Source organism: Paenibacillus haidiansis (genome assembly GCF_036553665.1).
GTDB classification, from domain to species: domain Bacteria; phylum Bacillota; class Bacilli; order Paenibacillales; family Paenibacillaceae; genus Fontibacillus; species Fontibacillus haidiansis.
This window is the reverse complement of sequence record NZ_JAZHPZ010000006.1, coordinates 234179-258293: the sequence shown is the minus strand read 5'-3', so window position 1 is coordinate 258293 and position 24115 is coordinate 234179. Positions and strand designations below refer to the sequence as shown.

Annotated in this window: 18 protein-coding genes; 17 read left to right on the top strand and 1 reads right to left on the bottom strand. The window is 57.1% G+C overall.

Translation table 11 applies throughout. The features are described 5' to 3' along the window. Positions 1-16: 16 nt before the first annotated feature. The 3 genes from V3851_RS14625 (at position 17) to V3851_RS14615 (ending at position 3925) form a co-directional block, all read left to right on the top strand. Complete coding sequence (locus tag V3851_RS14625; protein WP_331847292.1) at positions 17-1702, top strand: DUF6382 domain-containing protein; 1686 nt, start codon at positions 17-19, stop codon at positions 1700-1702. A 154-nt stretch (positions 1703-1856) separates the two neighbouring features. Continuing rightward, positions 1857-2894 carry a FecCD family ABC transporter permease gene (locus tag V3851_RS14620; protein WP_331847291.1) on the top strand — a complete coding sequence of 346 codons (1038 nt, stop codon included), beginning with the start codon at positions 1857-1859 and terminating at the stop codon, positions 2892-2894. Next, a complete protein-coding gene (locus V3851_RS14615; RefSeq protein WP_331847290.1) occupies positions 2891-3925 on the top strand; it encodes a FecCD family ABC transporter permease in 1035 nt (344 codons plus the stop codon). Before V3851_RS14620 ends, V3851_RS14615 begins: the two co-directional genes overlap by 4 nt. Positions 3926-3988: 63 nt before the next feature. Here V3851_RS14615 and V3851_RS14610 read toward each other — a convergent pair whose 3' ends face one another. Beyond that, positions 3989-4450, bottom strand: a complete 462-nt coding sequence (locus V3851_RS14610; protein ID WP_331847362.1) for a DUF2621 domain-containing protein — start codon at positions 4448-4450, stop codon at positions 3989-3991. Positions 4451-4695: 245 nt separating this feature from the next. On the opposite strand from V3851_RS14610, the gene V3851_RS14605 reads away from it, so the two are divergent. From V3851_RS14605 to V3851_RS14540, 14 genes are all read left to right on the top strand, one after another. Next, entirely contained in the window at positions 4696-5808 is a 1113-nt protein-coding gene (locus tag V3851_RS14605; protein ID WP_331847289.1) for a deoxyribonuclease IV, read from the top strand. 68 nt (positions 5809-5876) lie between these two features. Beyond that, positions 5877-6776: a formyltetrahydrofolate deformylase gene (purU, locus tag V3851_RS14600; protein WP_331847288.1), complete on the top strand. Its 900-nt coding sequence runs from the start codon at positions 5877-5879 to the stop codon at positions 6774-6776. A gap of 146 nt (positions 6777-6922) precedes the next feature. Then, on the top strand, positions 6923-9289 hold the full coding sequence (locus V3851_RS14595) for a DUF7408 domain-containing protein (RefSeq protein WP_331847287.1): 2367 nt from the start codon (positions 6923-6925) through the stop codon (positions 9287-9289). Next, positions 9286-10224, top strand: a complete 939-nt coding sequence (locus V3851_RS14590; protein WP_331847286.1) for an ABC transporter ATP-binding protein — start codon at positions 9286-9288, stop codon at positions 10222-10224. The genes V3851_RS14595 and V3851_RS14590 overlap by 4 nt, the downstream gene beginning before the upstream one ends. After that, entirely contained in the window at positions 10211-11134 is a 924-nt protein-coding gene (locus V3851_RS14585) for an ABC transporter permease (RefSeq protein WP_331847285.1), read from the top strand. Before V3851_RS14590 ends, V3851_RS14585 begins: the two co-directional genes overlap by 14 nt. A 44-nt stretch (positions 11135-11178) precedes the next feature. Next, on the top strand, positions 11179-12855 hold the full coding sequence (locus tag V3851_RS14580; RefSeq protein ID WP_331847284.1) for a phage tail tape measure protein: 1677 nt from the start codon (positions 11179-11181) through the stop codon (positions 12853-12855). 27 nt (positions 12856-12882) lie between these two features. Next, positions 12883-13872 (top strand): AAA family ATPase, encoded by a 990-nt coding sequence (locus V3851_RS14575; protein ID WP_331847283.1) that lies wholly within the window; start codon positions 12883-12885, stop codon positions 13870-13872. Then, a complete protein-coding gene (locus V3851_RS14570) occupies positions 13869-14798 on the top strand; it encodes a DUF58 domain-containing protein (protein WP_331847282.1) in 930 nt (309 codons plus the stop codon). The genes V3851_RS14575 and V3851_RS14570 overlap by 4 nt, the downstream gene beginning before the upstream one ends. Before the next feature lie 31 nt (positions 14799-14829). After that, on the top strand, positions 14830-16788 hold the full coding sequence (locus tag V3851_RS14565) for a vWA domain-containing protein (RefSeq protein WP_331847281.1): 1959 nt from the start codon (positions 14830-14832) through the stop codon (positions 16786-16788). Further along, the gene (locus tag V3851_RS14560) at positions 16772-19732 is read left to right on the top strand and encodes a VWA domain-containing protein (RefSeq protein ID WP_331847280.1); all 2961 of its coding nucleotides are present in this window, start codon (positions 16772-16774) and stop codon (positions 19730-19732) included. The genes V3851_RS14565 and V3851_RS14560 overlap by 17 nt, the downstream gene beginning before the upstream one ends. A gap of 312 nt (positions 19733-20044) precedes the next feature. Then, a complete protein-coding gene (locus tag V3851_RS14555) occupies positions 20045-20800 on the top strand; it encodes a GNAT family N-acetyltransferase (RefSeq protein WP_331847279.1) in 756 nt (251 codons plus the stop codon). Positions 20801-20944: 144 nt separating this feature from the next. Then, positions 20945-22297 carry an extracellular solute-binding protein gene (locus V3851_RS14550; RefSeq protein ID WP_331847278.1) on the top strand — a complete coding sequence of 451 codons (1353 nt, stop codon included), beginning with the start codon at positions 20945-20947 and terminating at the stop codon, positions 22295-22297. Positions 22298-22378: 81 nt separating this feature from the next. Next, positions 22379-23269, top strand: coding sequence for a carbohydrate ABC transporter permease (locus V3851_RS14545; RefSeq protein ID WP_331847277.1), 891 nt, complete (start codon positions 22379-22381; stop codon positions 23267-23269). A gap of 15 nt (positions 23270-23284) precedes the next feature. Next, positions 23285-24109, top strand: a complete 825-nt coding sequence (locus V3851_RS14540) for a carbohydrate ABC transporter permease (protein ID WP_331847276.1) — start codon at positions 23285-23287, stop codon at positions 24107-24109. The last annotated feature ends 6 nt before the right edge of the window (positions 24110-24115 follow it).

Here is a 24115-nt window from a genome sequence, read left to right as displayed (position 1 = left end):
CGAGGGGGCAGCTTACATGCCGGAATTAGTCGCCGATTTTATCAGGGACGGCGGGACAACGATGGTGCTTACGGCCAGAGAGAGCCTCCGTTCCGATCAATTGAACGGGGTGCAGCGCCTGATGCTGTCCTCGGTGACAGTCCCGTATTTATTGCGGCTTGATGTGAGAGACGTAGATTTCAAGGTGAGCCTGCACTACGAGATAACGGGCAAACGGATGTTATCCCAATGCCTGAAACTCGACAAAATCGGGATGACGGAGTTTTTCAGCCTCTTGCTGCAAATCGTTACCGCATTGGACGATTGCCATCAGTATATGCTTTCGCCGCATAATTTTGCGCTGGATGAGGAGCGTATTTTTGTGGAGGAGCCCTTGGCGTCGGGGATTTTGTATTTTACATACGTACCGATTAAAGGGAAGCTTATCGAAGGTTCGCTTTCTCAAAGTTTGTTTGCCTTGATCACCCGAATGATGTCGAGTGTGGCGATGCTGGAGGGAGACGGCATTCAGCGGCTCCTGCGCTTTTGCTCGGACGAATTGTTTTCCGTGGCCGAAATGAAAAAGATGCTGCTCCGCCTTCTGGCCGAGGACTGTTCGACCGGAACCGGCAAAGCCGATCCTGGAGAATTGAAGGAGGCCGGCAAATTACCCTCTTATTCTTATCGGGCATCCCCTGTAACGATTAAAGAGTATGTGCCGATGTTAGGGACTCGACAACCGCAGCTCGAACCGTTCGCTGCCGCAGTACAATCGAGTTATAAGGAGGAAGCCTTATCGCCGGAAGTCGCAGATCCGGAGCCGGAAGAGCGGAAGGATCCATCGTCCGGCAAGCGTACCTATATTGTGCTTGGTGCTCTCTTAATAACTGGGATAATTTGGAAGTTTGTTTACTTGGATCATCCAGCCGATTTAAACTTATTTATTTGTCTTGCACTGACCGTCATCACAGCGGTTGCAGCCATATGCTTACGAAGCAATTCGTTACTTCCCCGAGGGAGTTCGCTCATTGCCCGATTCTTCGGGGATTCTTCGGCATCCGGGGAGAGGGAGGAGAAGGATATTCCGGAGAAGGAATGGCGTTGGAATTATTACGCCGACGATCCGATCCTCGAGACTCTAAATGCCGAAGTCCCTATCGGAAAAGGGAGGCTTCCGGCTGGCGAAAGCTCAACCGACAAATCTTTGATCGGGGAACATTTCGGGTTGCATCCAATCCGTTATGGCCCGGGCGATGAAATCGCCCCCCCTGTCCCTTTAGCCGGGTCTGACCCCGCGCCGCCGCTTTGGCCCGATCGCGACATCGGGCCTCCCGTCCATACTCCTTCGCCACCAACGGTATTCCTTGGCAAGCAGACGGCGCCGGATCAGGGGGCGGTACCTGCTGCCGCCGTTATTATTTTCAGTCTCGAGCGATCCGCTCCCGGGCAGTCTCATCCTGAGGCTATTCCGCTAAAGCCGGGAAGCTTTGTGATCGGTCGTTCGGAGGAAATCGCAAGCTATGTCGACAGCTCGGTGGGCGTGTCCCGGGCCCATGCGGAGCTAATGGTTCAGGCCGAGGGCTGCGATCTGAAGGATCTTGGTTCCAGGAACGGGACGAGATTGCGGGGAGAACTCATTCCGCCCTATAAGGATCATCCGCTGAACCCGGGAGATTCTTTTATGATTGCCGACAGCACCTATACACTGCGAAAGAACGAATAGAGCTGCTTGGGATTCCCCGTAGCTAATCCGTACAAATGGGAGTATAATAAACGAGAATCATTCTCATTTATTGACGATGTGGATTGAAACGGCTATACATATTTGTAAGATTGATTCCAGTTATCGTCGAGCACACCAAAGGATGGATTAGTTCATGACTGCTTCAACTTCGGCTTCCAAATCCCGCTATCGCTCCCGTCCGGTAGCGGCCACGTTGATTCTGTTCGGCGGCACTCTATTGCTGCTGTTCGCCATAGGTTTGTCTATTTCCGTAGGCGCCGCGGATATCAAACTGTCGACGGTGTGGGACGCTCTGTTTCATTTTGACGGGAAATTCACCGCGCACCACATCATCTTGGACATCCGGCTTCCGCGGGCGCTGGCCGCTGTCCTGATCGGCGCCGCGCTGGCGGTCGCCGGCGCGATTATGCAGGGGATGACGCGCAATCCGATGGCCGATTCCGGTTTGCTTGGTTTGAACGCCGGGGCCGGTCTGGCGCTGGCGGTTTGTTTTGCCCTTTTTCCGGGGACTCCGATTATGCTGACCATTTTGTTAGCCTTTGTCGGTGCGGCGGTCGGGGCTCTTCTCGTCTTCGGTATCGGGTTTATGTCCAAAGGCGGGATGACCCCGGTCAGACTTACCCTTGCCGGTGCGGCGGTAAGCATGCTGCTGACGGCCATCAGCGAGGGGATCGCCATTTATTTCAACGTAGGTCGGGATCTCGCCTTCTGGTATGCAGGGGCTATTATCGGATCGACCTGGAACGATATTCATTTCGTCGCCCCCTGGGTGGTCGTCGGACTTATCGGGGCGCTGGCGCTGTCCAAATCTATCACGCTGCTGAGTCTCGGGGATGAGGTGGCTACGGGACTTGGTCAAAGAACCGGCCTGATCAAAGCGGTCAGCATGGTATTTGTCCTGATACTTGCCGGCAGCGCGGTATCGCTCGTCGGAGCGGTCGGCTTCGTGGGACTGTTGATTCCGCATGTCGCCAGATTTCTGGTCGGCGTGGATTACCGCTGGGTGGTTCCTTCCTCGGCGGTGCTGGGCAGCTTGCTCATGGTGTTCGCCGACATTCTCGCGCGGACCGTGAACCCTCCCCAAGAGGTGCCGATCGGCGCCTTGATCGCGGTAATCGGAGTACCGTTCTTCCTCTATCTGGCGCTGAAGCAGAAAGGGGGAGCCGAATGAGCGGACCGAATTACGACGCACATTTGCGGAAAAAGGCGGCTAAGGCATACTCTATTATTCTGCTATTTGCAATTCTGATTGTAGGAGCTTTCATTATCAGCATGAATATGGGGGTTATCCGCTTGTCTCCGGCCGATGTGTTCCGAACATTGCTCGGAATGGGTACGGACAAGCAGGAATTGATTTTATACCAATTCAGATTACCCCGGATCGTCATTTCGGTGCTGATCGGGATGGGCATGGCGGTTGCGGGCTGCATTTTCCAAGGCATCTCGCGCAATCCGCTAGCCGATCCCGGCGTACTCGGCATCAATGCCGGGGCGGGGCTTGCCGTCACTTTGTTCATCTCGTTTTATCCGACGGCCGCGGCGGCCCCGGTATTCCTGATGCCGGTGCTGGCTTTCCTGGGCTCTACGCTGGCGGCAGCCCTGATTTACGTTCTCTCATATAAGAAGCATTACGGGCTGCAGCCGGTCCGGATGGTGCTGGTCGGAATCGCGCTGGCCGCGGGCATTAATGCGGCCATGATCATTCTCCAGCTCGGCTTGCGTCCCGAGAATTTTCAGCAGCTGCAAATGTGGCTGGTGGGGAACATCGGGGATACGTCGTGGAAATATGTGCTGGCCCTGCTGCCATGGATTGTTATTCTGATGCCGTATGTTTTCCTGCGGTCGCGGGCTCTGGATGTGCTTAGCCTCGGCGATCAGACGGCAACCGGTCTCGGCACCCGCATCGAGCGTTCACGGCTCGGATTGCTGGCCGCCGCCGTCGGCTTGACCGGAGCCTCCGTCGCCGTGGGGGGAGGCATCTCGTTTGTCGGCCTGATCGCGCCGCATCTGGCCAGACGCCTGGTGGGACCGAAGCACGGGTATCTGATTCCGGCTTCGGCGCTTGCCGGCGGCCTACTTGTCATCGCCGGCGATACGCTGGGAAGATGGGTACTGCAGCCGGCCGTGATTCCGACAGGGATCGTCGTCGCGATAATCGGCGCGCCCTATTTCCTCTATTTGTTGACGAAGTCCAAAATCTGAAGAGTATAAATTGAAAAGCGCAGAGCCGGAATTCTGTATCTTCCGGCCCTGCGCTTTCTTCAGCTATTTATTCATCAAGTGCTTGTAAGGCTGATAATCGATCTGATTCTTCTCCAGGAATTGAATCAGAAACTTGTTGTCTCGTTTCGGCGTGGCCGAAATATACCCTTTGATGCAATGATCCCGGGTTACCTCGGAAGCGTTCTCCTCCAGCGCGATCCGGCCGATTTCCGCGGCGATCGAATGCCTGGCGATATCGCGGAATGGCCCCGGCACGGGCTGCACCAGCATACCCAGAAAGGCTTTGGCGTCGTCGGTCCAGAGATGGCGGCTCTGTTCGACCCAATGATTTTGCCAGTCGAGCTTGGATTTCCCATCCGCCTTGGGCAGCACCTTCAAAAATTTCCGGAACATAAAAAATCCGCCGATGACCATTAAACCAAGCAGAACGAATCCCCAGAAGACGATCGTATTCATAAACAGACGGCTGGGCCCCTCCGACACTAACGGGAGCAGCAGTTCCATATTCCGCACGGGCAGATCACCTCAAATTTATGCATTCAAAATTCCATTTAAGATGAATTATACTTTATTTCCAAATATTTTTCGAGAGCCGTATAAAGAGAAAAAGACGACCGGCACACGCAAAATTTCGTCGACCTATATATTCTCCGGAATTCCCGAACGCTTCCTCTCGGCTAGCTTTATTTTAATTTTCAAGATAAAATAGGGTTGTTTAGCGATTTACTGTCCAAAAGGGGGAAATCCATATGCTTAAAATCGGCTCCCATGTCTCGTTCTCGGACAAAGGGCTGTTGACTGCAACTGAGGAGGCCGCTTCGTACGGCTCCAGTTCGTTTATGATATATACCGGCGCACCGCAGAACACGCGGCGCAAGCCGATCGAATCGATGAATATCGAAGCGGGGAAAGCGGCGATGGCCGCGGCGGATATCGAGGAAATCGTCGTCCATGCCCCTTACATTATCAACCTGGGATCCTACAAATCGAACACGTACCAGCTTGCGGTGGATTTTCTTCAGGAGGAGATCCGGCGGACCCACGCGCTCGGGGTGCGCAATATCGTGCTGCATCCCGGCGCTTTTACGGACAAGGATGCGGAATACGGCGTGGCGCGGATCGCGGAAGGTCTGAATGAGGTGCTGAACGGCACGAACGAAACGGAAGTCAGCATCGCGCTGGAGACGATGGCGGGAAAAGGCACCGAGGTCGGACGCAGCTTCGAGGAGATCGCCGCGATTATCGATAAAGTGCAGCATAACGAGCGGCTGACGATTTGCCTCGACACCTGCCACATTCATGATGCCGGCTATGATATCGTCAATGATCTGGACGGTGTGCTGCGTCAGTTTGACGACACGATCGGCTTGAACCGGCTGGCGATCGTCCATGTCAACGACAGCAAGAACCCGATCGGTTCCCGCAAAGACCGTCATACTCCGATCGGCACCGGCTGGATCGGCTTTGAAGCGATCAATCGTGTGGTGCATCACGAAGCGCTGCAAGGGCGTCCGTTTATTCTGGAAACGCCGTGGGTGGGCAAAGACGCGAAAACCCAGCGCCCGATGTACGAAATGGAAATCGCTTTGTTAAGAGGCGATATTGCCGCGCGTTTCGGCGAGAGCGTGTTGACCGAAGTGGAGCGGCTGGATTCGTTTTTTGCCGGACAAGATATCCATCCGCGGTCATTCGTGCTGGATACTTGGAACCTGCTCAAAAACGACGCGAAGGCGAAAAAAGCCGACCCGCGCGAGCCGCTCGAGCGCTTGTACGATCTTGTGACCGCGGCCAATTTGTTCCCGGATTATTCGGAGGAACAGGTCAATCAGCGCGTGCTGGCCTGGCTGGCCACGGGACATTAAGAAGCCGGGGGGATTGCCGATCGGCTGAAATACAGCTTCATTTACAGAAACAGGGGGAAAAGAGCAAGATGGACACACGTATCAAAGCGGGCGGACGCTCCGCCAAACCTTATGAACACAATCGGGCCCGGATGCTGATATCCTGTCCGGACGGCCCCGGCATCGTCGCCGCCGTATCGCATTTCCTGCACCAGCATGGCGCGAACATCGTCCAGTCGGACCAGTATACGATGGATCCGGAAGGCGGCATGTTCTTCATGCGGATCGAATTTGACCTGGAGCAGTTGGCGGACCGGGTAGCCGGCCTCAAAGCGGACTTTCAAACGATTGCGGACAAATTCGAGATGCAGTGGAATCTGTATCCGCTTAGTCAAAAGAAAAAGATCGCCATCCTCGTTTCGAAGGAGGACCATTGCCTGGTCGAACTGCTGTGGCATTGGCAGGCGGGAGATCTGGACGCGGACATTTCCATGGTGATCAGCAATCATCCCGACATGAAGGAATACGTGGAGTCCTTCGGCATTCCTTACTACCATATTCCGGTGACGCCGGACACCAAGGCGGAGGCCGAACGGAAGCAGCTTGAAATCATCAACGGCAAGGTCGATTTGATCGTGCTGGCGAGATATATGCAGATCGTATCTCCGTCGCTGATCGAGCCGTACCGCAACCGGATCATCAATATTCACCATTCCTTTCTTCCTGCTTTTGTCGGCGGGAAGCCGTATGCCCAGGCATATGACCGCGGCGTGAAGATCATCGGCGCCACGGCGCATTATGTAACGGAGGAACTGGACGGCGGGCCGATCATCGAGCAGGACGTTCAGCGCGTCAGCCACCGCGACGATGTGAGCGAATTGAAGCGGATCGGTCGCACGATCGAGCGGGTGGTGCTGGCCAGAGCGGTCAAATGGCATATTGAAGACCGGATTCTCGTGCATCAGAACAAAACCGTCGTATTTATATAAGCTATACTATTTCAACCGCGCGGCAGACAGCAGCTTTTGCCGCGCGGTTTTTGTTTCCGGAAAAGGTAACTTTTCAGCATTCCCGACCGTTAAAGTAAAGAAGGAGTTCATGAAATGAAATACATACAAGGAGAGGGGAACGTTTCGTGTTTTATTCAATAAAACGGTACTCGGCCATGGTTCTCTTGGGACTCATCCTATTCACCGGCCTGAGCGCTATGGTTCCGGGAGCCGCCCGCGCGGCGGAGCCGTCGATCGCCATTCAAAGCGAGACGGGCTTTGACGGGAAGCTCAAGATGAACGAATGGAGTCCGCTTACGATTACGCTGACCAGCGACCGCGATATATCGGGGGAGCTAGTCGTGCGGACGGAAATTCCGTATAACGGCACTTCCGTTTCCCATGTCAAACAGGTGGACTTGCCCGCCGGAACGGCCAAAACGGTGACGTTCGGCATTGTCGGGAACACGTTCGACAGGAATAACAGCGAAATTCGTTTTTATGAGGGCTCGGCGGAATCGGGGAAGTATATTCCGTTCGCTTCCGGCAGACTCACTTCTTTACAGAGTACCGCAGTACGCGGAACAATAATCGGCGTTCTGGCCGCCGATCCGGACAGCATGAATTTTCTGGCGACCTTGAGCGCATCGGGGAACGATGCGAAAGTTGTAGTCCCGCTAAAGAGCGAGCAAATTCCGGAAGACGGGATTCTCCTGTCCGCGCTGGATGTACTGGTACTTAACAATTTTCCGGCCGATACACTCACCGCTAAACAAACGGAAGCGATTCGCTCATGGGTAAGCAAGGGAGGTTCTCTGGTACTTGGCGGCGGTCAGGATTATCCCAAAACCGCCCAAGGATTTGAAGATTTGTCCCCGGTCGAATGGCAGGGCGGAGCGGACGTTACGGCTTTGCCGGAGTTGGCGAAGGCGGGAGGCAAGCCGCTTGAACTGAGCGGACCTTTTCCCCTCTCTGCGGCGAAGTTGAAGGAGGGCGCCAAAGAGGAAATAGCGGCGGGGATAATACCTATGTTTGCTTCATGGGATGTAGGAAAAGGCAAGGTTCACTATGCGGCTTATGATTTGGCGATGGACCCGTTGTATCAATGGAGAGGACATGCCGAGGTATGGAACCGGGTGCTGCGCGAGGAGTTTTCCGCGAACAACGGAACGATGTACGGGAACGTCCCTACCGGAAATTTAATGTCCGACTTCGGTTATTTGCTGGACTATTTCCCGTCCCTCACACTGCCGCCGTTTTCTTTGCTGTTCTGGCTGCTGCTCGGGTATGCGGTAATTGTTGCCCCCCTCCTTTATTATGTGCTGAAAAAATTCGATAAACGGGAGTGGGCTTGGGGACTGATTCCGCTGATCGCGGTCATTGCCAGCGGCGGGATTTATCTGGCCGGAACCTCCGGCAAATCGAGCACGCGCGCCCATACGCTAAGCATCGTCGAAATGGACGGAAAAGGCGGGGCCGTACGGTCGGTCGCCTCGGCCTTGTTCGTTCCCCGCGGCGGCACCTACAATTTGACGTTCCCGGCCGGGACGTATGTGTCCGTTTCCCGGGAGGACGGATTATTGCAAGGGGGGCAGGACGGCTCGAACCGTCAACTGCTCCGGGTCAAAGAGGATGCCACCGAAGTGAAGCTGCGGGATGCGGCGCACCGCTCGATCACAAAGCTGTGGCCGGACCGTGCGGAGGTAATCGAATCCGGCGCATTGAACATCAAAGCTTCCTATGACGATAAAGGTTTGCAGGGCACCGTAACGAACGGGACGAATTACGATTTAAGCGGAGCGGCTTTGCTTGCGCCTGGAGAAATTTATATTTTGGGCGATATTCCGAAGGGGAAATCCGTCACGCTGCCGGCCGCTTCGTCCGCAGCTTACAACGATTACGGCTCGGCGTTGTTTCCCTACGCATCAAACAACCAGGACGATTATTTACTGGAGCGGCAAAGGGGCATGGTCAACGTGTTCATGAATCAGGCTGCTTCAGTCGGAAAATACGTCCTGATCGCCTGGAATCGGGATGCGCAGAACGAATACCAAGTGAATGGCGAGAATCCGGCGACCGAGCAGCTGAATATGTATACCCAATACTTTGAGCCGAATCTGGAGCAAAACGGGAAAGTGGTCATTCCGTACGGATTGATCGGGGCGCGGATCAGCGGTACGACCTCCAGCGAATGGTCAAAATCGGGAACGGGCAGGGTCGATATGTCTCCCGGCGAGATGACGCTCGAATACGAACTGCCCAAGAATACGGAAACCCATTATTCGCAATTGAAGCTGCGCTGGAGCTTTCCGACCGGGCTTGCCGCGATGATTTGGAATGAAAAAAATCAGCAATGGGAAAGTATGGAGCGAACCAACGGAAATGAAATGGATTTTTCCCAGGATTCGGACTTTTATATAAATAGCGGGTACTTGAAAATCAAAATCACGGCCGAGGAGTGGTCCGCCTTCGATCTGCCGGAAATTTCGCTGACGGGGAGCGTCGCCCAATGATTGAAATCAAAAATTTGACGAAAACCTATGGTGCCTTCACGGCGCTGAAAAATGTCAATCTCTCGATCTCTAAAGGTACGGTGTTCGGCTTTGTCGGCCCCAACGGGGCCGGGAAGTCGACGACAATGTCCATTTTGGCCACCTTGCTGGCGCCAACCTCGGGCTCGGCCAAGGTCGGCGGCTTTGAAGTGACGGAGGAGCCGCATGAAGTGCGGAAAAGAATCGGCTATATGCCGGATTTCTTCGGCGTGTACGATCAGTTCAAAACGACGGAATATCTGCACTTTTACGGGGCCAGCTACGGCATTCCGAGAGCGGAGCGGGAGCAATTGATTCCGCAGCTGTTGGAGCTGGTAAATTTGAGCGATAAAAAGGACGCCTATGTCGACAGTCTGTCGCGCGGGATGAAACAGCGCCTTTGTCTGGCCCGCTGCCTCGTGCACGATCCCGAGGTGCTCATCCTGGATGAACCGGCTTCCGGTCTCGATCCCCGGGCCCGCATCGAGATGCGGGAAATTTTGAAGGAATTGAAGCTCATGGGCAAAACGATCATCATCTCCTCGCATATTTTGCCGGAGCTTGCCGAGATGGTCGACGAGATCGGCGTGATTGAACACGGGGAAATGGTCGCCCAAGGCAAGGTGAGCGATATCCAAAACCGGCTTCGGGTCAAAAGAGTGCTGCATATCCGGGTGATGGACCATGCGGAGGAATTGGCGCTCTCCCTTCGGGATGAAGCCCATGTCAGCCAGGTGCTGCACGACGAGACCGGCGTTCACGTCCACTTCGGCGGCGGGGACGCGGAGCAGGCGCAATTGCTCGGCGGCATCATCGCCGGCGGGTATCAGGTCGTCTCTTTTCACGAGGCGCAGAGCAATTTGGAAGATGTATTCCTGGAGATTACGAAAGGGGGGGCGGACCATGAACTGGCGTAAAGTACTGATCAACCCCGTCCTCGGCAAGGAATTCCGACTGCGCATGCGGACGCCAAGATCGGCTTTTTCGATCCTTGCTTACATCCTGGTCATGGGGCTGCTGGCGATGGGGATCATCTACGTGATGACCTCGGGCGGGATATCCCGGGCGGGCAATATCGATTCCGGCATGAGCCGCTTGATGTTTTACGCGCTGAGCATCGCCCAGCTCGTGCTGATCGCGTTTATGACGCCCGCGCTGACGGCCGGGGTCATCAGCGGAGAACGGGAGAAGCAGACCTTGAACATGCTGCTTACGACGCAGCAGAGCTCCGCTACGATTATTTTAAGCAAACTGGTCTCTTCGCTCAGCTTCATGACGCTGATCATATTGGCGACGCTGCCCGTGTACAGCATTGTATTCCTGTATGGCGGGGTATCGCCGAGCCAACTGATTTCCGTCTTCCTGTTCTATCTGTTCGTGATGCTGCTGCTCGGCGCGATCGGCGTATGCTTCTCCACACTGTTCAAGCGGACGATGCTGTCGGTCATAATGACCTACGGGGTCGGGCTGGTCATATTTCTGGTGACGGGCCTTGCCTTTTTGTTTGCGATGAGCATCGATCAGGCGAATTATTATAGCTCCGGATCGCCTCCGCGCGATTATTCCTGGGTGGGTTATTTGCTCGGCCTTAATCCGGCCGGGGCGATGATCAGCATTTTTGAACCTTCTTTCTCGGACTCCGCGTTTCTTGTGCAGGGAAGAAACCTGCAAGCGGGAGCGCCGATCGAGTTGTGGCTGGAGTTTCTGATTGTATACAGCGTGGTGATCATTTTCTTCCTGTGGATCGCCATTCGCAGTATCCGCCCGGTGCGGGGACGAAAGCGGCGCAAAGTCCGGAAATCCGATCCGCAGCCCGCTGAAGGATAGTGATTTGACAGGCCATTAGTTCGAAGGAGAGGGGGCGGCATGACATGGAAAAAATGTACCGGGAGCTAAACGCCGTACGCCGGCGCTTGCGGCGGTTCCGGGAGCTTGACGGTATCCGTTACGGAACGGCGGCGGGGCACATGACCGCCGCTCTTTGTCTGGCGGCCGGACGGCTGTGGCCGATCGAGTCCGCAAAAGCATATGCCGCGGCAAGCTTGATCGTCCTGATCGCGGCAGGCTGGCTGTGGGGGCTTCTCCACAAGATTCCGTTCGCCGAGGCCGCCCGCACGATGGACCGCGCGCAGCCGGGCGAGGAACGGCAGGACATGATGGCGACGGCGCTGGCCTTCGCCGGAGACGATTCGCTGCCGGCCCGGTTGCAGCGTTCGCAAGCGGAGGAATATGCGGCTGCCTATCGGTCGGAGCTTAAGCAGCGCCTGCCGTTCCCGCCCAAGCGCCGATGGTTGATTCCGGCCTCGGCCGGCTTGCTGGCGGCGGTCCTGCTGGCCGTATTGCCGAATCCGATGGACGGCGTCGTTGACCAGAACCGTAAGGAGCGGGAATGGATCGCCGCGCAGAAAGAGGAGACCGACAAGCTGATCGAAGAGCTGGAGGCCAAGGAACTGGAGCCGCTGGCCAAAGCCGCGCTGTCCGAGGAGATGGCCGATTTGAAGCTGGCGCTGGACCGAAGCCCAGAGCCGGAAGAGGCGCTTACGCAGGTCGAGGAGACGATGAAGGCGCTCCAGGAAATGTCCGACAAGCTGGATTTAAACCAGCGGGAGCGGGCGGAGTGGCTGGAAGCCTGGAAGAGCCACCCGGAGACGGAAGGTCTGGGAAAGGCTTTGGAGCAAAAGGATGCGGCGGACTTGAACGAAAAAATGGAGCAGCTTAGGCAAAAGCTGCCGGGGCTGAGCAAGGAAGAACGGCAAGGACTTGCCGAAGCGCTCAAACGGCTGGCCGAGTCGGCCCCTGAGAACGATGCCGACGCGGGGCGGCTTGCGGAAGCATTGAAGCAGGCCGCTGCGGCGATCGGCAGCGGGGAACAAGCGGAGCTGGCGCTGGATGAATTGGCCGCCGCGCTGGAGCGGCAATTGCAAGCCGCGAGCGCCGAATCCGGCCAATCCGCCGCTGCCGCCGGGCTGGCCTCGGCCCTGGCCAAGCAAGGGCTGGGTCTGGCCGAAAATATGGCCGCCTCCGGCCTTGCCGTATCGGACGCCTGGAGCATGGGCGGCAGCGCCGAACAGCTGGCCGCCGGAGGCTCGCCGGCCGGTAGCGGCGGCGAACCCGGAGGCGCGGACGGCGCTCCTCCGGGAGCGGGCCAAGGGGCCGCCGGAGGAGCCAGCGGTTCCGGGGCAGGCCAGGGAGTAGGCAATGGCGGCGGCAGCGGCTCGGGGAGCGGCACAGGAAGCGGAACGGGCTTCGGGCAAGGCCAGGGGCAGGGCTCCGGGGCCGGCCTCGGCAGCGGGGGCCGTACGCTGGTGACGACGCCCCGGAATCTGCAAGGCAGCGGCAATGTGCAGAACGACGGCGGGCCGTCCACCGGAGGCAGCGTGCAAAACGGCGGCGAATCCCCCATTTTTGACGGGGTAAGCCGTCCGTATGAAGAGGTGTACAGCGATTATGCGGCCGAAGCCAAGCGTTCTTTGGATCGCAAGGATTTGCCGCAAAGCATGCAAAGCCTGGTGGAGAGCTATTTTACGGAAATCGATCCGGGTTCGTAAGCGAACAAGTCAAGGAGGAGATAGATCATGTTGGAACCGTCGGTTCAGGTTGAATCCTGGAGCGGAGCGATCGCGAATGTGCGCGAGCAAATCGGGCGCGTCATCGTTGGACAGCAGGAAGCCGTGGAGCAGATGCTATGGTGTATTTTTGCGGGGGGACACGCCTTGCTTGAAGGGATTCCGGGCCTTGGCAAAACCGTGCTGGTGCGGACGATCGCGGATACGCTCGACCTGTCTTTCTCGCGGATTCAGTTTACGCCGGATTTGATGCCGAGCGATATCACCGGGACGAATGTGATCACCTTCGGGCCGCAAGGGACGGCGGATACGGCGTTCCAGCCCGGCCCCGTATTCAGCAGCATCGTGCTGGCCGACGAGATTAACCGGGCGTCTCCGAAAACCCAGAGCGCGCTGCTGGAAGCGATGCAGGAGCAGACGGTTACCGTAGGCGGGGAAACGCGGAAGCTGCCGCAGCCTTTCTTCGTGCTGGCGACGCAGAATCCGCTGGAGCAGGAAGGAACCTACCCGTTGCCGGAAGCCCAGCTCGACCGGTTTATGCTCAAAATTCACGTCGGTTACCCGTCTCCGGAGGAGCTTAAGGAGATCGTCCGCCGGACGACATCGGGGGGAGGGGCGGTACCGGAAAAGAAACTGGATGCCTCCGAGCTTATGGAAATCCGCAGAGCTTCCAGGGAGGTGCTGCTGGCCGACGAAGTGCTGGACTATGGAGTCCGCTTGCTGATGATGACTCACCCCGAGGAGAAGAACGCCCCCGCGGCCGTGCGCAGTTATGTCCGGTTCGGTTCCGGACCGCGCGGCATCCAGTCGATCATCTCGGCCGCCAAAGTACGGGCGATCTCCAAGGGACGTCTGCATGTATCCACCGGCGATATCGCGGCGGTAGCCGTTCCCGCGCTGCGCCACAGACTGTTTCTCAATTTCGAGGGGCAGGCGACGGGCGTTTCGCCGGACCGGATCATCGAAGAGGTGCTGGCGGCCTTGGAGGGCTCAAGATGACGGCTCCGCTGCTTCCGCTCGACCTTTTGCCCCGTTTGGAACGGTTATCCCTCCATTCGTCGCGGCGGGTGCGCGGCACGGCTCAGGGCAAGCGGCGTTCCGGCCAATTCGGCGCCTCCCTGGAGTTCGCCGATTACCGCGAGTACTCGCCGGGCGATGACATCCGGCGGTTTGACTGGGGCGTATACCGGCGGACAGGCCGGCCGTTCATTCGTCAATATTGGGACGAGCAGGAGATGAACGTCTACCTTTATCTGGATATTTCGGCGTCGATGGATTTCGGCGGAGAAGCGTCGCCGGGAGCAGGGGAAGAGCGGCCGGCCGAAAACAAGCTGCAATATGCCAAAAAGCTGGCCGCCGCCGTCGGATATACGGCGTTAGCTTCGGAAGACCGGGTCCAAGCCTCCCTGTTTGCCGCCGAGGTCGGGAGAAAGCTGCCCCCGGTCCGCGGGAAAGCCTCGGCCTCGAAATTATTTTCCTTTTTGCAGGAAGCTTCCGCATCCGGTCCCGGAAATTTGTCTGCGGCTTTACGAAGCTATCCGGCGCTTCCGGTTAAGCCCGGAATGACTTGGATTTTTTCGGATTTGTGGCTGGAAGGCGGCGCTGCGGCACTAGGTGAGGCGTTGTCTTATTTTTTGGCCGCGGGCCAGGAGATCGTGCTTGTGCATGTCGTATCGGAGGATGAACTTCATCCCGGGCTGAGCGGGGATTTACGGCTGGTCGACAGCGAACTCGGAACCGGGAAGGAAGTCGCGGTTACCGGCAAGGTGCTGGAGGCCTACAGAAATGAGCTGAGCAGGTATACCGGGGAAATCTCCGGGTACTGCAGCGAGCGGGGCATCCGTTTCGTTCAAATGCCGACCAATTTGCCGCTGGAGCAGGGGGTTTTCACGCTGCTTCGCGGAGCGGGGGCTTCGGCTTACTAGAAAAGACATTCGCGGGAGAGGAGAAGCGGCGATGGGATTTGCTTCATGGGCGGGGCTGTGGTTCGGCCTGGCTTTACCGGCTATTATCATCATGTATTTGTTCAAACGGAAATATGTCGACACGGCCGTGCCGAGCCATTTGCTATGGACCCGTATTCTCCGCAATATGGAGGCGAACCGGCCTTGGCAAAAGCTGCAAAACCGGCTGCTTCTCTGGCTGCAGCTCCTAGCCGCCGCATTGCTCGTAGCCGCGCTGATGCTGCCTTTCGTATGGGTCCAGGGCGGCCGCCAGGGACATACGGTGATCATTGCCGATACGTCGGCCAGCATGAGCGCGGCGGCGGGGTCGGAGCCGGGCGGGAAGGATGAGCGGGAGAGCCGGCTTGATAAGATGAAGGAACAGCTCATCGCCTATATAGACGCCATGGGCAAGGAGGAAGAAATCACGCTGCTGAAGCTGGGGAGCCAGCCGCAGGTGCTGCTGTCCCGGGAGATCGACCGGGCGGCGCTTCAGCGGGCCGTGACTGCCATGACGGCCGATTACGGTCCGGCAGCCTACCGGGAGACGCTTTCCCTGGCGGCGGCGTTGACCCGAGACGATCCGGAAGCGAACGTCTTGATTTACTCGGACGGCCAGTGGAATGCCGCCGCCGGTTCCGGGAACATCGAATTCGAGGTTCCGGTACAGGTTGTTGCTCCGGGAGATGGCGGGGAAGGTAACACCGCTGTCGAACAATTCGGCGTGAAGCCGGGTCGAGACGGCGTCATTTCCGGGATTGCGGTCGTCAATAATTACGGGGAGACACCGCTTGAAACATCCCTGGACGTATACGGCGACGGGAAATTGAGTGCATCCAAGCCTGTAAGTATAGAAGGCGGGGGAAGCGCTTCGGTTTCATTCGAGGAGCTGCCCTCCGCCGAGGTTTATCGGCTCGCCTTGAGCGGGGAGGATTCCTACGCCGCCGATAATGAAGCCTTCGCTTTCCGGGAGAAGGCGGACTCGCCGAATATCCTGCTTCTGTCCTCCGGGAATCTGTTTCTGGAAAAAGCGCTGCAATTGACCGGAGCCCGGGTCACCGTCATGAATCCGGCGGCTCAAGCCGGCAGGGAGAGCGAAGCCAAGCCGCCCGCACCGCCGGGCGTTAAACCGGACATCGTCGTGATCGACGGGCCCGCGCCCGCGTTTGTGCAAGACGGCGACTGGGCAACGCTGTTGCGTGAAACCCCGCTGTGGACATGGGGAGGCAACGGAGAGAAAATAAGACCCGATAATGGTAAGACCGAGACCTTAACCCATCCCGTAACCCGGTATATCTCGCTGGCGGATCCGCCGACCGGGCTGCTGCTGGATGCGGAGATTCCGTTATGGGGTGAAACGATTATAAGCATCGGCGGCCGTCCGGCGGCTTACGCGGGATTGGAAAAGGGGCAGGCCCGGCTTGTCTTCCTGTTCGCGCTCGGGGACAGCGATCTACCGCTAAGGCCGGAGTTCCCGATCCTGGTCGATAACGCGGTGGAATGGCTGCAATCCGGGCGTGCGACCGGCCTGGGACGCTCGCTCGCGGGAGCCGCGGTCGACATCCCTTTAGGAGCCGATATCGCCTCCGCAGATTGGGTTCCCGCGGACGGGTACGCTCTGCGGACAGGGGCGGAGAGCATTCCCGCGGAGCAGGAGAAGGGCGTGATTCTGTCCCGCCAGCAAGCGCCCAGTATCCCGGGATTATGGCGGTTTGAAAGCAAGGGAGCGGACGGAGCCGAGCTGCCGGGCTTCTTGCTGGAAGTGGCCGCCGATCCGGCCGAATCCGCGCTTCAAGGCTCGCAACCGTTACCGATTGCCGGAGCCGAATCAGGTGCTCAAACGCTGAATGGCAATGGGCAGGACAATTCTATGCCCAAGTCGCGCTATTCACTAGTCTATCTGGCGGCGCTGCTGGCGCTCATCGTGATTTTGACGGAATGGGGGGTGTATCAGCGTGGGCGTTCAATTTGACCATCCCTGGCTGCTAACGCTCCTGATTCCGGTTGCGGCCTTCGCCGTTTATGCCTACAGGGCGGATTTCAGGCTGAAGGGCGGCCGCAAAACATGGGCCGTCTCCTTAAGGACCGCCATCCTGGCGCTGCTGGTATTGCTGCTGGCAGGCTTTCAAACCTTTACTTTGGTGAAGGACAAAGAGATCGTGTTTGTGACCGACCGCTCGGCCAGCGTGAAGGAGCAAGATTCGAGCCGCGAATGGATCGGCAAGGCCGCCGAGGGAAAAGGAGCCGAGGATCGCGCCGGGATCGTATCGCTCGGCCTGGATGCGGTCATCGAGAAAGCGCTGGATTCCGGGCGCGTTGCCGAAGGAAGCCAGGGAGCGGCGGTCAATGGCGAATTCACCGATCTTGCCAAAGGCTTGCAGCTCTCGGGGAGCCTGTTCCAGGGCCGGGAGAACCGGAGAATCGTGCTGATTTCCGACGGCAGGGAGAATGTCGGGAATGCGCTGAACGAAGCGGCCCTGCTGAAAGAACGCGGGATTGCCGTAGATGTGCTGAAAGTCGCTCAGCCCGCGATAAAGGACGCCGCCGTCGAGAGTTTTAAAGTGCCGGAAAAATTGTACCGGGCGGAATCGTTCGCTTTCGAGGTGGAGATCGGCAGCACCTTCTCCGGAACGGCCGAGCTGCGGCTTTATGAAGACAACCGGGAGATCGGCCGGCATAGCGTGTCGCTCACGCGCGGCAGCAATTCGTTCTCGCTGCAAGGGCTGGCCAAGGAGCCGGGGCTGCACCGCTACCGGGCGGAAATTTATGCGGAAGGCGACGAGCAGTCGGCCAACAATGCGAACTTTGCGTTTACCCGGGTCACGGGGAGCCCGCAGGTGCTGATTGTGGAAGGAAAAAGCGGGACCTCCTCCAACCTCGAACACGCTTTGAAATCGGGTCTGATCGATTACTCGGTCATCGCGCCGGGGATGCTTCCGTCGGAGCTCGTGAAATATGCGGGATACGACAGTATTCTGTTTAACAATGTGTCCGGCGAGCAGGTCGGAGGGAAGCAAATGGAGCTGATCGAACAGGCGGTCCGTTCCTACGGCATCGGATTTATGATGATCGGCGGGGATGACAGCTTCGGCATGGGCGGTTACTTCCAAACGCCGATCGAGCAGTTGCTTCCGGTGTCGATGGAATTGGAAGGCAAGCGCGAAATTCCTTCGCTCGGACTGATCCTCGTGATCGACCGCTCGGGCAGTATGGGCGGAGCCAAGCTGGAGCTGGCCAAAGAGTCGGCGATGCGCACGGTGGAACTGCTGCGGCCGAAGGACACGGTCGGGGTGATCGCTTTCGACGATCAGCCGTGGTGGGTCGTCGAGCCGCAGACGTTGGATGACAAGGACGAGGTTCTGAATAAAATCAACAGCATCCCCAGCGCGGGCGGAACGAATATATTCCCGGCGGTGTCGGAAGCGACGGAAAAAATGCTTGAGGCCACGTCTCAGCGGAAACATATTATTTTGCTCACCGACGGCCAATCGGCCGTGAATTCGGGCTATGAGGCGCTGCTTGATAAAATGAACGAGGGCAAAATCACGATGTCCACGGTAGCCGTGGGGGACGATGCCGACGTCAATTTGCTGCAAAGTCTCGCAAAAGGCGCGAAGGGCCGTTATTACTTTGTCCAGGACGAGACGACGCTGCCAGCGATTTTCAGCCGCGAGGCGGCGATGATTGCCAGAACATATATCGTCGACAAGCCTTTTGTACCGGCGATCGTTCAGCCCGGGGACTGGAGCCCCTGGTTCCAAAGCGGGCTGCCGAGCATTTACGGTTATGTCGCCGCAACGCCGAAAGCTACGGCGCAAACGGTGCTGTCCAGCCCGGAGCCGGATCCGCTCCTGGCAAGGTGGCAGTACGGCTCCGGACGGACGGTGGCCTGGACCAGCGATTTGACCGGCAAATGGTCGCGCGACTGGGTGACCTGGCCAAGCTTTCCCGGTTTGTTTACGGAGATGGTGAAATGGACGTTCCCGCAGTTTGCGGCTTCGCCCTATGAAGTGAACACAACGGTTCGAGGGAATGAGGTCCGGTTTGAAGTGGCGGCCGAAAACGAGAACGCCCCGAATGAGCTGGCGGCGTTCGTTAGCGGGGAAGACGGAGGAGAGGAGCGGGTGAAGCTCGTCCAGGTTTCTCCGGGCGTCTATTCGGGGACGATGTCCGTCGGTTCCCCGGGTTCGTTTTTGCTGCAGCTGCAAGGGGCAAACGGAGAGGAAATCGAGGGCGGCGGCACCGGAACGGGCTTCGTGATCCCGTATTCGCCGGAGTATCTGCTGCAGGCGGATGAACAGGAGGACACGCTGCAGGCTTTGGCCGACCTCACCGGCGGCAGCGTTCTGGACTGGAACGCGCCGGAGGCGGCGTTCGCGTTCGCCGCGGAGCCGCAACGCACGCTGCGGAGCTGGGAGCGCCCGCTGCTGATCGCGGCGCTCCTGCTCTGGCTCGCCGACATCGCCGTACGGCGTCTGGCGCTGCCGTGGGGCCGCATGGCGGCGCTCGTCGCCGACGCCATGCCATGGCGCCGCCGCGCCCGAACGCTCGCGGCGGCAGCGGCAGAGCCCGGCGCGTCCCCCGGGGACGCCGGGCTCGCCCGGCTGGCCGCGCGGAAATCGCGCGCGGCCGCCTTCTACGGCGCGGGCGGCGAGGCCCGCGGGGGCAGCGGGTCCGGCGAGAGCGGCGGGAAATCCGCCGCCGCAACCGCCACAACCCCCGCTGCGCCTCCCGCCACCGCCGCCGCCCCGCCGCAGGCGCCGGTCCGCCCCCCGCAGGGAGGGGCGGACTCTCCCAAGCCGCCCTCCTCTCCGCAGGAGGAGGCCGGACGCGGTCCCGGCGCCGGCGATGCCGCGCAGGGGGCCGACCGGCTTGGCCGTCTGCTGGAGGCCAAGCGCCGGGGAGGGCGGCGGTAGTCAGCGTACTTGCGCTGCACATTTGATCCCCTTGTATTTCAAGAGCGGACAAATGCAAAAAGTGTCCACCCGACAGGCGGACACGACAGGGTGATATCTCGAAAACCGCCGAAATCTATATTTTGCGGGTCTTGAACAAAACAACTTACTACATGTTGATTTATAGGACGAGAGGGAACTGTTTCTCTTTCATAAATAAGTGTCCACTCTTTGAAAGACAAATTTTGTGATTTTTCCATCAAGGAAGGACAACTTTTCCTGCATCGCCAAACCTTCTCTCCAAAAATATCTTGCGAAGGGGATACGCCGGTAATGCAACTGATCGAGTTAAACCATGAGCTGCTGGAAGGAACGGGCAGCTATTGCTTACGAAGCAGAAAGAATTCGCCAGGATATCTGGCCAAAAACCATTGGCTGCATGACCGGCTCGGCGAAGGACTGAAATATGTGCAATTATACGCGGACAAAAAACAAGTCGGATTTATCGAGTACACCGACGCCGAGTATTCCTCGAGAGTCGTCTATGCGGACAATTATTTGGTCATTCATTGCCTGTGGGTGAGCGAGACGGGGAAGGGATACGGAACCGAATTAATTCGAAAATGCATCGCGGATGCGGCCGGGCAGGGTAAACATGGAGTGGCTGTGGTGACAAACCAGGATACTGCATGGGCCCCCGGCAAGGAGATTTTTATGAGAAACGGGTTCATTCCCGCTGATTCCGCCCCTTACGGGTTTGAACTGCTTGTGCATAAATTTAGTGAGGGGGCTCCGTCCCCATACTTCCCGAGCGATTGGGAAGCGCGTCTGGCCAGATACGACAATTTGACGGTCCTGCGCACCTTCCAATGCCCATATCTCGACGTCGCCACCAGCAATGTGATCGAAGGCGCAGCGAGGCTCGGCATCAAAGCGGAAATCCGCGAGCTTGCAAGCAGGGAAGAGCTGATGGCTTTGTCCCCGACTCCGTACGGCGTTTTTGCCGTTGTCTATCAAGGCAGGCTGATCAGCTATCACCGACTGACCGTCAACTCCGTAATCAAAAAACTAAGCCCGGTTAGAAGTTAGATCCATTCCTGCCCCCTCATGCGGGGGCTTTTTTGTGTCTACTTATATCTGAAAAAAACAAACCTGAATTCCAAATTTCGCGCCTTGTTGGAAGCGCTTTACGGCGCAATAATGGATTTATCTTGAACAAGGGGGCAGGTATGAATGGGAAAAAGAAAGGCGATTAAGCTATTGGCGCTAATCCTGACGATGACGATGGCGCTTGGCCTTACGGCTTGCGGAAACAACGCCAAAAACGGGGAGGCCGGGGGCGAGAAAACCGAAGGCGGTGCCGAGGTGCAAAGCTCAAACGATAAGAAAGTCACGATTACCTTCCAGAATATTTACCCGGACCCGACAACTCCTTCCTACAAGACGCTGAACGAACTGGTGGCCGAGTACGAGGCGGACCATCCCAATATTCATATCGAGCTGGATACGCTCAATACCGACCAGCAAAAAGTGAAATTGAAAACGCAGGCGGCCTCCAAGGAAGTGCCGGATATTACGATCGTCAATCCGTCTGCGCAAATGAAGCCGTTCGTCGATGCCGGGCTGCTTGCTCCGCTGAACGACATGCTCGATCAAAACGGTTTGAAGGATACGTACCAAAGCGGCTTGCTCGATTATTACAGCTTTGACGGCAATATTTACGCGCTGCCGGACGGCAATAATATCGAAGTTGTTTATTATAACAAGGAGCTGTTCGAGCAAGCCGGCATCGCCAAGGTGCAGACGACATTCGATGAATTCCTGGCCGATGTGAAAACGCTGAAAGAAAAAGGCATTACTCCGCTGGCGATCGGCGAAAAAGACTCCTGGACCGGATCGTTCCTGTTTATGAACATTCTGCTTCGCACGAACGGCGGCCCCGGATTCCTGCAGGATGTGATGGACGGCAAGAAGACGTTCGAAGATCCCGCCTTTATCGAAGCGGTCGACTGCTTCCAGGAGCTGGTGCAGGCCGGCGCATTCCCGGACGGGGCGACTTCGATCGACGCCAACGCCGGGGGCAACATCTTCAAAACGGGCCAAGCGGCCATGTGGGTCATCGGCTCCTGGGAAACGGGCGCCATCGACGCTTCGTCCGTAGCCGGGAAAGTGGGCGCCTTCCAATTCCCGACCGTCAATGGCAAGGGCGATCCCAACGAATTTATGCTGGCTCCGGGCAGCGCCTTCGCGATCTCCGCAAACAGCGAGCATTTACAGGAGACGAAGGATTTCCTCAATTTCTTCGCGCTGAATTTCCCGAAGAAGCAATTTGAGTTGAAAAACGCGGTAGGGCTAGGGCAAAAGGTAGACGGCGACTTGAAAGCCGCAGGCTATTCCGACCTGGCGATCGAAGTCGCGGGACTATTCAATAATGTTAAAGGCGGCGACCTGGCGTTCGACAATACGATGAACCCGGCGACGGCGCAGGTGCATCTCAGCAGCATTCAGAACCTCTTTGTCCAAAAGGTCGAATCCACGCAAGTGGCCAAGGAACACCAAGCGGCGTTTGAAGCGAATAAAGAATAACCATTAAGCGGCGCTGTTCATCGATGCGAAGCAAACCTTCACGCTGCTTCGCATCGAATTTATTTGAAAGGGCGAATGAGGATGAAAGTGCTCAAGGTGCCGGCCGCAACGATAGCTGTGTTCGTATTGCCGTGTCTGGCGCTTTACGTGTGCCTTGTATTTGTTCCCATCCTGGTTTCTTTTTACAGCGGCTTGCTGAAATGGGATGGAATTACCGGCGCGGAATTTATCGGACTGAACAATTTTCGCGAAATGTTTTGGCACGACCCGGTTTTCTGGCCTTCCGTCAGACGCACTTTGCTGTATGCGCTGGCTTCCATGCTGGAAATTCCGCTTTGCTTGGGGATGGCGATTCTGCTTCACCGCCATGCGAAGAACGGCAACCGGTTGGCGTCGATTTATTTTACCCCCGTTATTTTATCGGTCGTGATCATCGGCCAACTGTGGAAAACCATCTACAACCCCGCCTCGATGGGAGGGATGCTGAACGGCGTCCTGATCTCTCTCGGGCTGGATAACTTCACGCATAATTGGCTGACGGAGCCGAAGATCGCCATGTACAGCATATATATTGTCTCGCTCTGGCAGTATTTCGGCTACCATCTTCTGATTCAATTCACCGGGGTGTCCAACATTCCGGATGAGCTGTATGAAGCCGCCAAAATCGACGGAGCGGAAGGGTTCAAGGCGGATCGTTACATCACGATGCCGCTTATCGTTCCGATCTTCAAAATATCGATCGTGCTCGCGTTTATCGGATCTTTGCAGGCCTTCGACATGGTGATGGTCATGACGGGGGGAGGACCGGCCCATGCAACCGACGTCATTTCGACGCATATGTACAACAGCTCGTTCCTGTCCCTGAAGTACGGATACGGCAGCGCGCTTGCCGCCTTCCTGGTCGTCCTGTGTCTGGTGTTTACGGTCTTCATTAATTTCATCTTCAATAAACTCGAACAAAGATACGGGTAGGAAGGAGTGAGCGCCATGGCAAAATTCAAAAAAGGAGTCGTGTATCTCCTTTTAGCCGTCCCGGTCATTACTCAGCTTTACCCGCTGTTTTGGCTGCTCTTTTATTCTTTGAAAACGAATGAGGAGATTCTCGGCGGCAGCTTTTTCTCGCTCCCGAAATCGCCGCAATGGCATAACTACAAAGAGGCGTACGAAGCGGGTAATTATCTCAAATATTTGTCCAACAGCATACTTGTCACCGGCGTCACGATGATTTGCGTCATTTTGCTCAGTTCGATGGCGGCCTATGCGATTTCGCGGTTCCGCTGGCGCTACGGCGGAGCGGTGATGACGGTGTTTCTGATGGGGATGATGATCCCGATGCAGGCGACGCTGCTGCCGCTGATGATTATTTTCAAAAATATAGAAATCCTGAATACTCATTTGTCGCTGATCCTGCCCTATATCGCATTCTCGACCCCGATTTCCGTCTTTATCCTGAGCGGATTTATGAAAGGCATTCCCCATGAGATTGAGGAATCGGCTTATATCGACGGGGCCAGCGTTTTCCGGATTTTCCGCAGCGTCATTCTGCCGGTTTCCGTCCCGCCGATGATGACGGTGTGCATTTTGACGTTCATCAATATCTGGAATGAATATATTCTGGCGGCCACGTTCATCTCATCCGAGAAACTGAAAACACTGCCGTTCGGGGTTTACACATTCGTCAGCCAGTATTCCGTCAACTACGGCAACATCGGTGCCTTCCTGATCATGGGCGCGCTGCCGGTCATTCTGATCTATTTCTTCCTCTCGGGCCAGATTACGAAGGGGATGGTGGCCGGCGCGGTCAAAGGTTGAATCGAA

Coding starts and splice junctions, on each gene's coding strand:
- V3851_RS14625 (WP_331847292.1), top strand. CDS start 17: ATGCCGGAATTAGTCGCCGATTTTATCAGGGACGGCGGGACAACGATG.
- V3851_RS14620 (WP_331847291.1), top strand. CDS start 1,857: ATGACTGCTTCAACTTCGGCTTCCAAATCCCGCTATCGCTCCCGTCCG.
- V3851_RS14615 (WP_331847290.1), top strand. CDS start 2,891: ATGAGCGGACCGAATTACGACGCACATTTGCGGAAAAAGGCGGCTAAG.
- V3851_RS14610 (WP_331847362.1), bottom strand. CDS start 4,450: ATGGAACTGCTGCTCCCGTTAGTGTCGGAGGGGCCCAGCCGTCTGTTT.
- V3851_RS14605 (WP_331847289.1), top strand. CDS start 4,696: ATGCTTAAAATCGGCTCCCATGTCTCGTTCTCGGACAAAGGGCTGTTG.
- purU (WP_331847288.1), top strand. CDS start 5,877: ATGGACACACGTATCAAAGCGGGCGGACGCTCCGCCAAACCTTATGAA.
- V3851_RS14590 (WP_331847286.1), top strand. CDS start 9,286: ATGATTGAAATCAAAAATTTGACGAAAACCTATGGTGCCTTCACGGCG.
- V3851_RS14585 (WP_331847285.1), top strand. CDS start 10,211: ATGAACTGGCGTAAAGTACTGATCAACCCCGTCCTCGGCAAGGAATTC.
- V3851_RS14580 (WP_331847284.1), top strand. CDS start 11,179: ATGGAAAAAATGTACCGGGAGCTAAACGCCGTACGCCGGCGCTTGCGG.
- V3851_RS14575 (WP_331847283.1), top strand. CDS start 12,883: ATGTTGGAACCGTCGGTTCAGGTTGAATCCTGGAGCGGAGCGATCGCG.
- V3851_RS14570 (WP_331847282.1), top strand. CDS start 13,869: ATGACGGCTCCGCTGCTTCCGCTCGACCTTTTGCCCCGTTTGGAACGG.
- V3851_RS14565 (WP_331847281.1), top strand. CDS start 14,830: ATGGGATTTGCTTCATGGGCGGGGCTGTGGTTCGGCCTGGCTTTACCG.
- V3851_RS14555 (WP_331847279.1), top strand. CDS start 20,045: ATGCAACTGATCGAGTTAAACCATGAGCTGCTGGAAGGAACGGGCAGC.
- V3851_RS14550 (WP_331847278.1), top strand. CDS start 20,945: ATGGGAAAAAGAAAGGCGATTAAGCTATTGGCGCTAATCCTGACGATG.
- V3851_RS14545 (WP_331847277.1), top strand. CDS start 22,379: ATGAAAGTGCTCAAGGTGCCGGCCGCAACGATAGCTGTGTTCGTATTG.
- V3851_RS14540 (WP_331847276.1), top strand. CDS start 23,285: ATGGCAAAATTCAAAAAAGGAGTCGTGTATCTCCTTTTAGCCGTCCCG.